Genomic DNA, 15466 nt, shown 5'->3' with positions numbered 1-15466 from the left:
CGATGCCGAACCGCTCCAATTACCGCCTGCTGGATCTGGGCCCCTGCCCGGCCGCCGGGCCCCTGGCCGATACCGTCCTGCTGGACGCGGCCGCCCAGGGGCCCGTGGCCTGCCTCTGGCAGGCCGGCCAAGGCCTGGTGGTGCCGCGCACCTATGCCGCTCGGCCCGGCTTCACCGACGCCCAGGCCGCCTTTGCCGCGCAAGGGTGGCCGATCCACGTGCGCCAGTCGGGCGGCGGCGTGGTGCCCCAAGGGCCGGGCATCCTCAATCTCAGCCTGGCCCAGCGCTTCGGCGGGCGGCCGCTGGATCACGCCGAATCCTTCTACCAGTTGCTGTGCGGCCTGATCGCCACCAGCCTGCTGTTTTTCGGGATCGAAGCCAGGGCGCAAGCGGTGGCGGGATCATTTTGCGATGGCCGCTACAACCTGGCCGTGGGCCATCCCGCCCGGAAAATCGCCGGCACGGCCCAATGGTGGCGGCGGATGACGCCCGGACGACCCGCGGGCCAGGCCGCACGCGGCGCCGAGCCGGCCCGGATGCATGCCGATGCCCAGATCCGTGCCCAGACCCTGGCCGATGCCGATGCCGATGCCGATGCCGATGCCGATGCCGGTGCCGGTGCCCAGGATCATGCGCCGGCGCAGCACATTGGCCTGGTTCATGCCTTGATCCTGGTGCAATGCGACATCCGGCAGGTCACCCGGCAGGCCAATGCCCTGGAAGCCGCCCTGGACAACCCGCGCCGCTATGCCGAACACAGCGCGGTTTCTTTGGATCATTGCCTGGATCGCCCCACGGCAGGCAATTTCATCGACCTGCTGCGAACCCGCCTGGAAGACGGCATCCGGCGCTGCCCGGCGATTTGAGCCCGCGCCACGGCGCAAATCCCGCCCGCCCCGAGGGGGTGGCGTCATCCAATCGCCGCGCGACGCCGTCCCCGCGCCACGGCACAAACCCCGCCTGTCCCTGGGGCGGATCGGCCGCCGCGCGCGCCACGGCGCTAGAATACGGCCTGCATCCATTCTGATTGGTCATTCATCATGCGAAAAATCGTCCGCGCCAAACTCCACGGCATCCGCGTCACCGGAGCCGACCTGGATTACCACGGCTCCATCACCCTGGATCCAGATCACTGCGAAGCCGCCGGCATCCTGCCGATGGAATTCGTGGACATCTGGAACAAGAACTCCGGCGCCCGCATCAGCACATATGTCATCTACGGCGAACGCGGATCGCGTTGCTGCATCCTGAACGGCGCGGCCGCCCGCACCTGCCAGCGCGGCGACGAGGTCATCATCGCCAACGCCGAATACGTCGACGCCGATGCGCTGGAGCAGATCAAGCCCGTGGTGCTGACCTTCCACCCGGACAACAGCATCCGCGAGCACCTGGGGTATTCGGTCGGGCGCGATGCACAGGGCCGGCTCAGTTTCGAGATCGTGCATTTCGACTGACCTAGTGTCCTGTTTGGCTAATTCAAATACTCATCTTCGGCGCCTGGGCCCGCCATACTGCATTGCAAATCCTCGCGATAGCACTGGCTATCGCTGCGGTTTGCGCACAGGTACCCCGATATCGTGGCGGCGCAAGGCTCCGCCCCCCGGAAACAGGAGAATCCCACGATGCAAATCGGCATGATCGGACTGGGGCGCATGGGCGCCAACATGACCACCCGGCTGCTGCGCGGCGGCCACGACTGCGTGGTGCACGACCAGAACCCCGACGCCATCGGCCGCCTGGCGGCGCTGGGCGCCACGGCGGCGGCCTCCCTGCCGGCCCTGGTGGACGCCCTGGCCGCGCCACGCGCCATTTGGCTGATGGTGCCGGCGGGCGCGGTCGATGCCGTGCTGGCCGCGCTGACCCCGCTGCTGCAGGCGGGCGACACGATCATTGACGGCGGCAATTCCCACTACCACGACGACCTGCGGCGCGCCGCCGCCCTGCGCCCCCAGGGCATCCATTATGTGGACGTCGGCACCAGCGGCGGCATCGCCGGCCTGGAGCGCGGCTACTGCCTGATGATCGGCGGCGACCAGGCGGTCGACCGCCTGACACCGATCTTCGCCACCCTGGCCCCCGGCGCGGGCGCGCCACCCATCCCCGGGCAGCGTTCCCGCGCCAGCACGGCCAGCCAAGGCTGGCTGCACTGCGGCCCGCACGGCGCGGGCCATTTCGTCAAGATGGTGCACAACGGCATCGAATACGGCCTCATGGCCGCCTATGCCGAAGGCCTGAACGTGCTGCGTCACGCCGACATCGGGCGCCAGGCCCATGCCGCGACGGCGGAAACCACGCCGCTGCGCCACCCGGATCTCTATCAGTACGACATGAACCTGCCCGATATCGCTGAACTCTGGCGGCATGGCAGCGTGATCGGCTCTTGGCTGCTGGATCTGACAGCGGCGGCGCTGGCTACCAACCCGGCCCTGTCGGGCTTCCAGGGCCGGGTATCCGATTCAGGCGAGGGCCGCTGGACCATCCAGGCCGCCATCGACGAAGCCGTGCCCACCCCCGTGCTCAGTGCCGCGCTGTATTCGCGCTTCGCCTCGCGCGGGGAGGACGATTTCGCCAACCGCGTGCTGTCGGCCATGCGGCATGCATTTGGCGGGCACGTCGAGCTGCCGGGCGCGGAATCCAGCGAGAACCCGGCCCGATAACACCCCGTGGCCGCTAGGCGGCGGCCCGCTTGCCGCGCGGCGCCGCGGCCCGCCCCGCAAGAGGTTTGTCGATCCGATTTGCGGCGAAAAAGCCCGCCTCTTTTCGAGGCGGGCCGGGCCGGGGGCCCGTTTCGGGCACCCCTTTGCAAGATGAAACGGTTTACGTGCGTTGCGCGGCCAGGTCGGCGCTGGCCGCCGGCGCGGCCTTGCCGGTGAACAGGGCGGTCACGACCTGCCACATGACGCCCAGGCCGCCGACGATGAAGACCACGTCGCCGAAAGTGCGCGTCCAGCGCAGGGTCTGCATGATGTCCTGCTGCATGAAAGCCTCGCCGCGCGCCCACCAGGTGCCTTCGGAGACACTGGCGTAGAACTGCATCAGGCCGATCGGCAGCAGGCTGAGGACGATCATCATGACCAGGCCGATGTTCAGGCACCAGAACGAGGTGTTCATCAGGCTGTCATTGAAGCGCATGTTGGGCCGCACGTAGCGCAGCACGAACAGGGAGAAGCCCAGCGCCAGGAAGCCATAGACACCGAACAGGGCGGCGTGCGCGTGCACGGCCGTGGTGTTCAGGCCCTGGATGTAGTAGAGCGCGACGGGCGGGTTGACCATGAAGCCGAACACCCCGGCGCCGAACATATTCCAGAAAGCCACGCAGACGAAGAATTTCAGCGGCCAGCGCAGGTTTTCCATCCAGGGGGCGCGCGACTTCAAGCGCCAGTTTTCCCAGGCTTCGTAGCCCAGCACCACCAGGGGAACGACTTCAAGCGCGCTAAAGGTCGCCCCGATCGCCATGATGGGCGTGGTCGTGCCGGAGAAGTACAGGTGGTGCATGGTGCCCGGCGTGCCGCCCAGCATGAACAGCACCGCGGCGGCCAAACTGGCCGTGGTGGCGCCTTTCTTGGACACCAGGCCCATGGTGGTGAAGATGAAGGCCAGCGCGGCGGTGGCGAACACTTCGAAGAAGCCTTCGACCCACAGGTGAACCACCCACCAGCGCCAGTATTCCATGATGGTGATGTTGGTGCGGGGGCCGTAGAACAGGCCGGTGCCATAGAACAGGCCGATGCAGATGACCGATGCGCTGAACAGGGCCAGCAGGTTTTTGTCGCCTTTTTGGCGCAGTGCGGGCACAATGCCGCGCAGCATCAGAACCAGCCAGAAGACAATGCCCAGGAATTTGCCGATCTGCCAGATGCGGCCCAGCTCGACGTATTCGTAGCCCTGGTGGCCCAGCCAGAAATTCCAGCTCTCGGGCATCATGTGGGCGATCCCGAAGAAGTTGCCGGCAAAGGAGCCCAGCACCACCACGATCAAGGCCCAGAACAGGACATCGACACCCAGTTTCTGGTATTTGGGATCCTGCCCCCCATTGAGAATGGGCACCAGGAACAAGCCCGCGGCCAGGAAGCCCGTGGCGATCCAGAACAACGCGGCCTGGACGTGCCAGGTGCGCACCAGGGAATACGGCAGCCATTCGGACACATTGACGCCATAGAAGGTCTGCCCTTCGACGGTGTAGTGCGCGGTAAAGCCCCCGATGAAGATCTGCGCGCAGAACAGGGCCACCACCAGGAACAGGTACTTGCCCAGGGCCAGTTGCGAAGGCGTCAATTTCATCAGAGAAATCGGATCCTTGGCGGGGGCTTCGGGTTCTTCTTCTTCCTTGCGCATGAACGCCCAGGCCCACACCAGCAGGCCGACCCCGGCAATCAGCAGGATCACGCTGACGATGGACCAGATCACGTTTTCCGCAGTCGGCACGTTGTCGATCAGGGGTTCGTGCGGCCAGTTATTGGTATACGTGGCCATGCTGTCTGGGCGGTTGGTCGCCGCCGCCCAGGACGTCCAGAAGAAGAAATCCGCCAGGCGCGCGCGCTGCTCCGCCCCCGGCAAAGTGCCTTCTTTCATGGCGAACGCAACCCGGCTGCCCCGCATGGACGGATCGTCGCCAAAGAGCTTGTCGTAATACGCGGCGGTCTCGGCGATGGCCTGGGCCCGGCGGTCGGATACCAGGGCGACGCCGCTGGCGGCATCATAGGTATTTTTGCGGTACTCAGCCTTCAGCTGGCGCTCCAGCACCACCTGGTTGTCCTCATCCAACTGGGCATAATTGAGGCCGAAGCGCGCTTGAGCGGCCAGATCCAGCCAGGCCGTCAGTTCACGATGCAGCCAATCGGCCGTCCAGTCGGGCGCCTGGTAGGCGCCATGACCGAAAATCGAGCCCACGGTCATGCCGCCGGCGCTTTGCCAGGCCACCTGGCCATCCAGGATCTGTTCCCCGGTCATCAGCACCCGGCCGTCGGCCGTGGCAATCTGATCGGGGATGGGCGGCGCCTGGTTATAGACCTCTTTCCCCATCCATCCCAGGATGCCAAAGGCCACCACGAGGACACCGATCAGTGTCCACCATAACTTCTTGTACTCACGCATTCTGCGCTCCTTCTGCAGCAGTGAGGATTGCTGACACAGCGCCCCAGGGCGCTCCCATTTTCACTTCAATCACTATCAAGCAAAAGTCGTGCCAACTTTTATACCTAGGGAAACTACTGACATATATCAAATCGGGTTATTTTGACCCCACCAAAAAGGGTAAAAAAAACCATTTGATGGTATAAACCACCCTATGGAAACCCAACTGCTGGCCGACCTGGCCACCGACCTGCCCGATGGCGTGCGCCTGCAACGCGCCGCCACCACCATCCGCAAGGCCTTTGCCTGCGACGCCGTCGGGCTGCTGATGCTGGACAGCAACGACACGCTGCACCTGGTAGCCGCATCGGGTCTGGCCCACGAGGCCCTGGGCAGGCGCTTCGTGGTGGGCCAGCATCCGCGTTTCGCCACGATCCTGTCGCGCCGCGACCCGACCTGGTTTGATCCGGGCAGTGTCTTGCCCGACCCCTACGATGGCCTGCTGGACGACCGCAAGGGCTCTCCCCTGCCGGTGCACGACTGCCTGGGCCTGCCCTTGTTCCATCAGGATCGTCCCTGGGGCATCATGACCCTGGACGCCCTGACCACCGGCACCTTCGACGAAACCGCCCGCCACCGGCTACGCCAGTTGGGCCTGATCCTGCAGGCGGCGGTCCGGGTCTCGAACCTGGAACGCGAAACCCGGCAACTGCGCCAATTGGGAACGTCGCAACAGGGCATCGAGCGCATCGGCGAGGCCAGCGAAATCCTGGGCCACAGCGAAGCCATCCAATCCCTGCTGCACGAGTTGGATCTGGTGGCGGATTCCGAGCTGCCCATTTTGTTGCTGGGCGAAACCGGCGTGGGCAAAGAACTGTTCGCCCGGCGGCTGCACCGGCATTCGCGGCGCAGTCAGCGGCCGATGATCCAGGTCAACTGCGCGGCGCTGCCGGAGTCCCTGGCCGAAAGCGAACTGTTCGGGCACGTCAAGGGGGCATTTTCCGGCGCGACCAGCGACCGCCCTGGGCGCTTTGAAGCCGCCCAGGGCGGGACGCTGTTTCTCGACGAAGTGGGCGAACTGCCCCTGAGCCTGCAGGCCAAGCTGCTGCGCGTCTTGCAAAACGGCGAAATCCAGCGTCTGGGCACCGACCAAAGCATCAAGACGGACGTGCGCATCATTGCGGCCACCAATCGCGACCTCAAGGCCAACACCCAGGCGGGGCTGTTCCGGGCCGATCTGTACCACCGCCTGTCGGTGTACCCCATTCCCATCCCGCCGCTGCGCGAACGGGATCGCGACATCCAGATCCTGGCGGGGCATTTCCTGGAATTCAACCGCGCCCGCCTGGGACTGCGCGGCGTGCGCCTGTCCTACGCGGCGGAACAGGCCCTGCAGCAATACCCCTGGCCGGGCAACGTGCGCGAACTGGAACACGTGATCAGCCGCGCCGCCCTGAAAATGCTGAGTCGGGGCGCGTCGCGCGACCAGGTGCTGACCATAGAAGCGGACTTGCTGGATCTGGACATTCTCCCGCCCGCCGCGCCCGCGGATCGGCCAGTCACGGCCGCCCCGCCGGAAACGGCCGCGGACGACGCCGCCACCCCGGCACTGGCCGATATCCCCCCGTTGCGCACAGCGGTGGACGCCTGCCAGCGGCAGGCCATCGCGCAGGCGCTGGCGGCGGCGCAGGGCAATTGGGCCCAGGCCGCCAAGGCGCTGGGCCTGGACGCCAGCAACCTGCACAAACTGGCCAAACGCCTGGGCATGAAAAAAAACCACGGAAACCTTTTCGCCTGATGCCCATCCAACCTAAAATCCATCCGCGACCGGCTCACTGAAAGGACACGAAACCCATGGCATGGCAGGACACGTTATTGGAAAGCGGCTTCTGGCTGGCCAAAGCTTATGTGCTGACGCTGCTGGCCGGCGCGGCCACCATCTGGTGCCTGCGGCGCTTTACCCGCTGGGGCGACCAGTTCTGGCGGCTGACCGCAGGTTTTTTCTCGCCCCGGCGCAACTGGCGGCCCTTGGCCGGGGTGGCCCTGATCCTGCTGCTGACCCTGGGCGCCGTGCGCCTGGATGTGCTGTTCTCCAACTGGTACAACACCATGTACAGCGCCCTGCAGGCACTGGACGCCCCCGGATTCTGGGCCGCCATGCTGCTGTTCGCCGGGCTGGCGGCCGCCCATGTGGTGCGCTCTCTGTTCGACTATTACGTACAGCAGGCCTTTGTGGTGCACTGGCGCGAGTGGCTGAATGAGCGGCTGTTGAGCCGCTGGATGGAACAGCAGGCCTACTACCGCTCCGCCTCGTTCAGCCACTTGGCCGACAACCCGGATCAGCGTATCCAGCAGGACATCACCAGCTTCGCCGAAACGTCCATGACGCTGGCCGTGGGGCTGATCAACGCGGTGGTGTCCACCATCGCCTTCACCCTGATCCTCTGGAACCTGTCCGGCCCCATGACCGTGCTGGGCCACGACATCCCGCGCGCCATGGTGTTCCTGGTGTTCATCTACGTGTTCCTGGCCACCTTGCTGGCCATCTGGATCGGCAAGCCGCTGATCCGCCTGAATTTCCTGAACGAAAAGCTGAACGCCGACTACCGCTACGCCCTGGTGCGGATACGCGAATACGCCGAAAGCATCGCGTTCTACCGGGGCGAGCCAGTCGAAGGCCGCACGCTGCGCCACTGGTTTGCCCAGGTCATCGGCAACACCTGGGCCATCATCCACCGCTCGCTGAAATTCCTGGGTTTCAATTTCGTGGTTTCCCAGACCGCCGTGGTGTTTCCCTTCATCATCCAGGCCAGCCGCTTTTTTTCCAAGCAGATCAGCCTGGGCGACCTGATCCAGACGGCCCAGGCTTTCGGCCAGCTGCAGGCCAATCTGTCGTTCTTTCGCAATGTCTACGACAGCTTCGCCACGTACCGCGCCACGCTGGACCGTCTGACCGGTTTTGACGCCGCCGTGGACGCCGCCCGCCAGATGCAGCTACCCCGCACAACCCAGGACGGCAGCCGGCTGGCCCTGAAAAACCTCACAGTCCGCCGGCCGGACGGCCATGCACTGCTGAAAGACCTGAACCTGGAAGTCGCGCCGGCCCAGGCAATCCTGGTGCGCGGGCCCTCGGGGGCGGGCAAGACCACCCTGCTGCGCACCATCGCCGGTATTTGGCCGCATGGCTCGGGCGAGATCATCCGCCCCGAGCAGGCCAGCCTGTTTCTGGCGCAAAAACCATATCTGCCCCTGGGCACACTGCGCGAAGCCTTGCACTACCCCCGGCCGGTCGCCGCCGGCCCGGACGGCCGGGACGAGGCCGTCCTGGATCAGATACAGCTGGGCCATCTGCGCGACCGCCTGGACGTCGCGGACGACTGGAGCCGCATCCTGTCGCTGGGCGAACAGCAGCGCCTGGCCTTTGGCCGTTTGCTGCTGGCCCGGCCGGACGCGGCCTTCCTGGACGAGGCCACGTCGGCCATGGACGAAGGGCTGGAAGACGCCATGTATCGCCTGCTGCGCGCCCAGTTGCCCGAGGCCCGGATCGTCAGCGTGGGCCACCGCAGCACCCTGCGCCGCCACCACGAAACCGAGCTGGTTCTGGAAGGCGACAACGGCGGCTGGCAGCTCAATCCAATCTCATTACAATAGCGCCCATGACCGCATACTATTTCCCCATCAAGCACCTGCACGTGACCGCCGTCGCCCTGAGCATCACGCTGTTTCTCATCCGGGCGTACTGGTCGATCACCGGAAACGCCCTGCTGCAGCACCGGCTGGTGCGCATCCTGCCGCACGTCATCGACACGGTGCTGCTGACCTGCGGGGTAATCCTGGCGGCCATGATCGGCCCCAACCAGCCCTGGATACTGACCAAGATCGTGCTGCTGGTCGCCTATATCGGCGTGGGCACCATCGCCATCAAGCGCGGCCGCACCACGCGGGGCCGCCTGGTCGCGGCCCTGATCGCGGCGGCGATCTTCGCGTATATCGTGGGCGTGGCGATGACCAAGGATTCCACTTCTTGGTTTTCGTTGCTGTGACCCTTTCGTTGCCGTGACCCTATAGGCTGCCCAGCAGCCACTGCACCAACAGGCTGCTGGCGGCCACCGACACCCAGACGCCCAGCCCCAGCAGCAGGGGACGCGCGCCCGCCAGCGCCATGCGGCGCAGGTCAGAGGACAGGCCGATGGCGGTCAGGGCCATGATGATCAAGAACTGCGCCGCCGCCTGCAAAGGCCCCAGCAGGACATCGGGCACCAGGCCCAGGGTGCGCGCGCCCGAAGCCGCCAGGAACCAGACGATGAACCAGGGGAATATCCGCGCCAGCGACACCCGGGTCTCGGCATGGCGGGCGCGCCAGGCCGTCCACAAGGCCAGCGCGATGCACACCGGAATGATCAGGGTGGCGCGGGTGAGTTTGACGATTGTGGCGATGTCGCCGGCGGCGCTGCTGTAGCTGTAGCCCGCAGCCACCACGGACGAGGTATCGTTGATGGCGGTGCCCGCCCACAGGCCGAAGCCCGCGTCGCTCAGGCCCAGCCCATGCCCCAGAAACGGAAACGCCAGGACGGCCACGATATTGAACAGAAAGATCGTGGAGATGGCCAGGGCGGTATCGTGATCGTCGGGCCGGATGATCGGGGCCGCCGCCGCGATGGCCGAGCCCCCGCAGATGGCGGTGCCCACCCCGATCAGCGTGCGCAGGGGGCCGGCGACCCCCAGACAGCGCCCCAGCCCCCAGGCGACGAGAAACGCCACGGCCAGGGTGACCAACGTGACCGACAGCGAAGACGCCCCCGTCAGCAGGATCTGGCCCAGGCTCAGGCCGAAGCCCAGGCCGATGATGGACCACTGCAGCACCTGGCGGCTGCTGTAGCCGATGCCCGGCACGAACAGCGGGGACACCCCCAGCAGGTTGCGCCACAACATGCCCAGCAGAATCCCCATGACGGGGCCACCCACCAGGGGAAACCAGGCGCCCAGCTGCCAGGCCACCAGCCCCAGGCCGGCGGCCAGGCCCACCCCGTACCAACGCGACGGCGCGCGCGGCCGGCCATCGGCCGCGGGACAGACGCCCACGCCCGCGGCGGGCAAAGGGCTGGGAACAGCGGAAATCGGCAACATGGACGGCTCGGCGGCAATGAGAAACAGGGACGATTCTAGTGAAATCTCATCAATCAATAAATTCAATAATCATGACGCATGGTATAAATAATTTTGATGTTTAAAACCACATGAAATGAACCGGAACCGCCATGATCGGACTCAGCCTGCGCCAACTGGAAGTCTTTGACGCCGTGGCCACGGCAGGCAGCGTGCGCCGCGCCGCGGAACACTTGCACTTGACGCAGCCCGCCGTCAGCATGGCGCTGGCCGAGCTGGAACGCCAGCTGGGCAGCACCCTGTTCGACCGCGAGCGCGGCCGCCTGCACCTGAACGCCCAAGGGGCCGAGCAACTGCCGCTGGCCAGGGAAATCCTGGAACGCCTGCAGGACATGCAGCGACGGCACCCCGATGCCCGCGGAGCGCTGAACGGCGCCCTGCGCATCGGGGCCAGCAACACCGTGGGCAATTATCTGGTGGGGGAACTCCTGGGCCCCATGGTGGCCCAACACCCCATGGTCGCCCTGCACCTGACGGTGGACAATACCCGGGACATCACGGGGATGCTGCTGAACCACGCCATCGACATTGCCTGCGTCGAAGGCCCGGTGCACCACGCCCAGCTGGACACCCTGCCCTGGCGCAGCGACGCGCTGGTGGTCTGCGCCGCGCCATCGCACCCCCTGGCCAGCGCCGCGCGGCTGCAGCCGCGCGACTTCGCCGATGCGCGCTGGATTCTGCGCGAACGGGGATCGGCCACGCGCAGCCTGACCGAACAAGCCCTGAGCGCCCTGCCCCCGGGCCGCATCCTGCTGGAACTGGGACAGATCGAAGCCATCAAGCAGGCGGTGATCGCGGGCCTGGGCATCGCCTGCCTGCCCTACGCCGCCACCCTGGACGCCGTGGCCACGGGCCGGCTGCGGGTGCTGCGCACCCCGTTTCTGCGGCTCGACCGGCGGTTGTCGATCCTGCTGCACCGCAGCCGATATCGCGGTACGCTGATCGAAGCCTTTTTGAATACCCTGGAGAACCAAGCCCATGCCCAAGACTAAATCCCCCCCGGCCGCCGCCCACGAAGCCTACGACGTCCGCGCCCTGGTTCTGCAAGGCGGCGGCGCGCTGGGGGCCTACCAGGCCGGTGTCTACCAAGGCCTCCACGAAGCCGGCATCGCCTTGACCGATCTGGCCGGGATTTCCATCGGCGCCCTGAACGCCGCCATCATCGCGGGCAACCCCATCGAAAAGCGCGTCGAGCGCCTGCAGCAGTTCTGGGACACGATCTGCCAGCCCTATACCGGCCCCGGCAGCAACGCCCTGGCCGAATCCAGCTGGTTCCAGATCAACGACCTGGCGCGGCAGTTTCTGGGCGCCCTGCACGCCGGCAGCGCCCTGCTGGTCGGGCAAAAGGGGTTTTTCCATCCCCGGTTCCCGCCCGCCGTCCTCGCGGCCTCGCTGGACCCCGCCCGCGTGGGCCACTACGACACCCGTCCCCTGAAAGAAACGCTCGAATCGCTGTGCGACTTCGACCGCATCAACGACGGCGGGCTGCATGTCTCGGTGGGCGCCGTGAATGTGCGCACCGGCAATTTCACCTATTTCGACAATCGCAAAACCCGCCTGGCCGCCGAGCACTTCATGGCGTCCGGGGCCCTGCCCCCCGCCTTCCCGGCCATTGAAATCGACGGCGAATACTACTGGGACGGCGGCCTGGTCTCCAATACGCCGCTGGCGAAAGTCCTGCAGCAGCGCCCCGAGCGCGACACCCTGGTGTTCCAGGTGGATTTATGGTCGGCGCGCGGGCCGGTGCCGCGCAACATCAGCGAAATCAGCGACCGCGTCCAGGACATCCGCTATTCCAGCCGCACCCGGCTGATCACCGAAGAAATGCGCGCCCACCGCAAAATGCAGCGGCTGCTGCGCCAGGTGCTGGATCGCGTGCCCGCCGAACAGCGCGACAGCGACCCCGCCTGCAGGCAGGCCGCCGAGCTGGCCTGCGCGGCACGCAGCAACATCATCCACCTGATCTACCGGGACAAGGCCTACGAGCAGCATTTCCGCGATTTCCAATTCGGGCCGGCCACCATGCGCGAGCACTGGGCCGCCGGGCTGCAGGACATCCGCGACACCCTGGCGCATCCGCGCTACCTGGCGATGCCGAACAACGCGACGGGTTTCGTGACGCACGACGTGCACCGCGACGAAATCGAGGAAAAAATGGGCTCGGGGAACTGAGCCCGCCCATACGGGGCTTCAGGCTTTCGGGCGGCGTCCCAGCACGATGGCCGCCGCCGCCACCAGAATCGTGCCCGCCACCTGCAGCACCGTGATGGGCTCGCCCAGAAACGCCCAGGCCAGAAACAGGATGGACACCGGGCCCAGCAGGCCCAGTTGGGCCGTCAGAGGCGCCCCGATGCGGGCGACCGACCACATGATCATGAAAGTGGGCAGCACGGTATTCACCGTGGCATGGATAAAAGACAAGCCGTAGACCGGCCAGGCCCGATCCAGGCCGGCCAGCCCCTTGACCAGGAAAAAATGCGCCATCGTGACCCCCGCCGACACCGTCATGGCGTAGGCGGTCAGGCGCGTCGCGGTGACACGCTCGATGATTTCGCCCGAGCCGATCAGGTACAGGGCATAGGAAAATGCGGCCCCCAGCACAAAAGCCGACCCCAGAATGACGTGCTCGCCCGCGATGGACAGGTCGCCCCAGAACACCAGCGCCACCCCGCCATAGGCCAGGGCCATCGCCAGCCACTGGCGCGCGGCGATCGGTTTTTTCAGGAATAGCGCTGAAACCAGCAGGACGAAGGTGGGGGCGAGAAACAGGATCAGGCGCTCCAGCCCGGCGGTGATGTACTGCAAACCCAGGAAATCCAGGAAACTGGACAAGTAGTAGCCGATAAAGCCCAGCACGGCGATGCGCAGGGCGTCCGCCGCCCGCAGCCGGGGGATCAGGCCGCGCCGGGCGCGGCGGGCCTGGAACCCGGCGATCACCAGGAAAAACGGCAGGGCCAGCAGCATGCGAAAACCGATGACGTCCAGGGCGTCGACCCCCTGCGCGTACAGCAGCTTGGCCACGATGGCCTTGGCGGAAAACAGGACGGCGCCCAAGCCGGCCAGTACGAAACCCACCCAGAACAGGCGGCGTGAAATTTCCGCCATTATTTAATTGCCTAGTCAGATATTGTTGGGGTAGAATTTTAACATGCAAGAAACCAGTTCCTCGTCCTCCCGCCCGGCTGGCGGCTGCTGCTTCTATGGGCAAACCCCCAGCGATCTGGCCCCGGACGGCAACGTCGGCCTGCTGATCCGGCACCTGAACGGGCTCCTCCACCGGATCATCGACCTGGATACCCTGCCCCTGGGCCTGACGGCCAACCAGTGGCGCCCCCTGCTGCTGATCAAGCACAAAAACATCGACACGCCCGCCGAACTGGCACGCGCCATCGGGGTCGACACCGGCGCCATGACGCGCATGCTGGATCGCCTGGAAGCCAAGGGTTTCCTGCACCGCGAGCGCTGCCGCGCAGATCGCCGCGTGGTCAAGGTCGCGCTCACAGACACGGGCCACACCCTGGCGGATCAAATCCTGCCCATCATCGCCGGGGCGCTGAACCTGCATCTGCAAGGGTTCTCGGATGACGAAATCCATGCCCTGCTGGTCTTGCTGCGGCGCATGATCCGCAACGGCGAACACCACCTGCAATCCGCCAGCGAAGCCAGCCGGGAATAAGCCGGACGACCAGCGCGACCGCCCAGGCGCCGCCTCGGGCGTTTTTTGTTCTTTATAATTGCCTAGTCAGATAATGACCACATCAATAACTTTCAGCTTGCTGTCAGCATGAAACCTTATCTCCCCCTGCTACTGGCCCTGGCGCTGTCGGCCTGCGCCCCCATGGATCCCGGCGCGCCCCAAGTGGCGGCGCTGTCCGGCGAAACCCTGGCCCTGAACCCGGACGGCGCTGTCTCCTGGCCGAACGACGATTGGTGGACCCGCTACCAGGATGTCCAGCTGAACCAGTTGATCGACCAGGCGCTGGCGGGCAACCCCGGCCTGCAGGCCGCCGCCGCGCGCGTGCGCGCCGCCCAGGCCGCCGCCCGCGGCGCCCGCGCCGTGCAATGGCCCCAGGTCAACGCCAACTACCACCTGACCCGCGAGCGCCTGAGCGAGAACTACATCTACCCGCCCCCGCTGGGCGGGTCGTACCAAAGCGACACGGGCCTGACCCTGCAATTGGATTTCAACCCCGACCTGTGGGGCCGCCAGGCCGCCCTGTCCCAGGCGGCCAGAACGCGGGCCGCCGCCGCCGAAGCCGCCCGCCAGCAGGCCCATACCCTGATTGTCTCGGCCGTGGCGCAGGCGTATTTCCAGCTGCAGAACGCCCAGGCGCAGTCGGCGGCCATCGAGGCCATCGTGGGGAAACTGCAAGAGGCCCTGGACATCACGCGGGATCGCTACCGCAACGGCCTGGGCATCCAGGTCGATGTGGATCAGGCGGATTCGGCGGTATCGTCGGCCCGGGTGCAGCTCAGTCAGGCGCGCAACAACGCCCAGCTGATGCATCACCAGCTGGCGGCGCTGCTGGGCAAGTCGCCGGGCCAGTTACCCGTGCCCGCCCCGACCCCCTACCAGACGATTCCCGCCCAAGCGCCGGCCCCCCTGCCGGTCGCCCTGCTGGGGCGCCGGGCCGACATTGCCGCCGCCCGCCTGCAGGCCGTGGCCGCCGGAGCGGAAATCTCCGCCGCCAAGGCGGACTTCCTGCCCAATATCAGCCTGTCGGCCGCCGCCGGCTATCTGTCCCTGGGGATGGATCAGTTGTTTCGCAGCCGCAGCGAACAATACAGCGCCGGCCCGGTCATCACCCTGCCGATTTTCAATGCGGGGGCCTTGAACGCCCAACTGGCCGGCCGCCGCGCGGCGCGCGACGAGGCCATCGCGCAGTACAACGAAACCGTGCTGGGCGCGATCCGCGAGGTGGCCGACGCCCAGGCGTCGATCCAGTCGCTGCATACCCAGATCCAGCACCAGGAAGCCAGCCTGAAGGCGATTACCTCGGCCTACGACGTGGCCCTGCAGCGCTACAAGGCGGGGCTGGGCAATTTCGTGCAAGTGCTCATGGCCCAAAGCGAGGCCCTGAAGCAAACCGTACAAACCACCGACCTGCACGCGCAGGCCTACATCCTGGACGTGCAGCTGGCCAGCGCGCTGGGCGGGGGCTACCAGGCGCCCGCGGCGGACACCGCTGCCCATTCTTTCCAGCCCATTCACCAATAAATCGACACG

At 66.2% G+C, this 15466-nt stretch carries 13 protein-coding genes; 10 read left to right on the top strand and 3 right to left on the bottom strand.

The features are described from left to right. Positions 1-2 precede the first annotated feature (2 nt). The 3 genes from ACMHYJ_RS01550 to gnd all read left to right on the top strand — a co-directional run bounded on the left by ACMHYJ_RS01550 (position 3) and on the right by gnd (position 2657). Entirely contained in the window at positions 3-866 is an 864-nt protein-coding gene (locus tag ACMHYJ_RS01550) for a lipoyl protein ligase domain-containing protein (protein WP_414244434.1), read from the top strand. Positions 867-1040: 174 nt separating this feature from the next. Next, a complete protein-coding gene (gene panD / locus ACMHYJ_RS01545) occupies positions 1041-1454 on the top strand; it encodes an aspartate 1-decarboxylase (protein WP_414244433.1) in 414 nt (137 codons plus the stop codon). Between the two features lie 168 nt (positions 1455-1622). After that, positions 1623-2657 (top strand): phosphogluconate dehydrogenase (NAD(+)-dependent, decarboxylating), encoded by a 1035-nt coding sequence (gnd, locus tag ACMHYJ_RS01540; RefSeq protein ID WP_414244432.1) that lies wholly within the window; start codon positions 1623-1625, stop codon positions 2655-2657. 160 nt (positions 2658-2817) lie between these two features. Here gnd and ACMHYJ_RS01535 read toward each other — a convergent pair whose 3' ends face one another. Beyond that, positions 2818-5094, bottom strand: a complete 2277-nt coding sequence (locus tag ACMHYJ_RS01535) for a nitric-oxide reductase large subunit (RefSeq protein WP_414244431.1) — start codon at positions 5092-5094, stop codon at positions 2818-2820. A gap of 193 nt (positions 5095-5287) precedes the next feature. Here ACMHYJ_RS01535 and norR point away from each other — a divergent pair, with 193 nt between their 5' ends. Genes norR through ACMHYJ_RS01520 form a run of 3 tightly spaced genes read left to right on the top strand, consistent with a single transcriptional unit; the run spans position 5288 to position 9116 of the window. After that, positions 5288-6871, top strand: a complete 1584-nt coding sequence (gene norR, locus ACMHYJ_RS01530) for a nitric oxide reductase transcriptional regulator NorR (RefSeq protein WP_414244430.1) — start codon at positions 5288-5290, stop codon at positions 6869-6871. Between the two features lie 56 nt (positions 6872-6927). Further along, positions 6928-8724: an ABC transporter ATP-binding protein/permease gene (locus tag ACMHYJ_RS01525; protein ID WP_414244429.1), complete on the top strand. Its 1797-nt coding sequence runs from the start codon at positions 6928-6930 to the stop codon at positions 8722-8724. A gap of 5 nt (positions 8725-8729) precedes the next feature. Then, positions 8730-9116: a SirB2 family protein gene (locus tag ACMHYJ_RS01520; RefSeq protein WP_414244428.1), complete on the top strand. Its 387-nt coding sequence runs from the start codon at positions 8730-8732 to the stop codon at positions 9114-9116. Positions 9117-9135: 19 nt separating this feature from the next. Here ACMHYJ_RS01520 and ACMHYJ_RS01515 read toward each other — a convergent pair whose 3' ends face one another. Beyond that, positions 9136-10200, bottom strand: a complete 1065-nt coding sequence (locus ACMHYJ_RS01515; RefSeq protein ID WP_414244427.1) for a YeiH family protein — start codon at positions 10198-10200, stop codon at positions 9136-9138. Between the two features lie 131 nt (positions 10201-10331). Between ACMHYJ_RS01515 and ACMHYJ_RS01510 the strand changes: the two genes are divergently transcribed. Both ACMHYJ_RS01510 and ACMHYJ_RS01505 read left to right on the top strand, forming a co-directional pair. After that, positions 10332-11231, top strand: coding sequence for a LysR substrate-binding domain-containing protein (locus ACMHYJ_RS01510; RefSeq protein ID WP_414244426.1), 900 nt, complete (start codon positions 10332-10334; stop codon positions 11229-11231). Further along, on the top strand, positions 11218-12411 hold the full coding sequence (locus tag ACMHYJ_RS01505; RefSeq protein WP_414244425.1) for a DUF3734 domain-containing protein: 1194 nt from the start codon (positions 11218-11220) through the stop codon (positions 12409-12411). Before ACMHYJ_RS01510 ends, ACMHYJ_RS01505 begins: the two co-directional genes overlap by 14 nt. Positions 12412-12429: 18 nt before the next feature. Here ACMHYJ_RS01505 and ACMHYJ_RS01500 read toward each other — a convergent pair whose 3' ends face one another. Further along, a complete protein-coding gene (locus ACMHYJ_RS01500) occupies positions 12430-13344 on the bottom strand; it encodes a DMT family transporter (protein WP_414244424.1) in 915 nt (304 codons plus the stop codon). A 43-nt stretch (positions 13345-13387) separates the two neighbouring features. Between ACMHYJ_RS01500 and ACMHYJ_RS01495 the strand changes: the two genes are divergently transcribed. Both ACMHYJ_RS01495 and ACMHYJ_RS01490 read left to right on the top strand, forming a co-directional pair. Then, a complete protein-coding gene (locus ACMHYJ_RS01495) occupies positions 13388-13915 on the top strand; it encodes a MarR family winged helix-turn-helix transcriptional regulator (protein ID WP_414244423.1) in 528 nt (175 codons plus the stop codon). A gap of 108 nt (positions 13916-14023) precedes the next feature. Further along, entirely contained in the window at positions 14024-15457 is a 1434-nt protein-coding gene (locus ACMHYJ_RS01490; RefSeq protein ID WP_414244422.1) for an efflux transporter outer membrane subunit, read from the top strand. Positions 15458-15466: the final 9 nt, after the last annotated feature.

Source organism: Castellaniella hirudinis (assembly GCF_047468865.1).
In the GTDB taxonomy this organism is placed as follows: domain Bacteria; phylum Pseudomonadota; class Gammaproteobacteria; order Burkholderiales; family Burkholderiaceae_B; genus Castellaniella; species Castellaniella hirudinis_A.
Note: the sequence above shows the minus strand (reverse complement) of the source record. Positions and strands in the feature narration are given on the sequence as shown.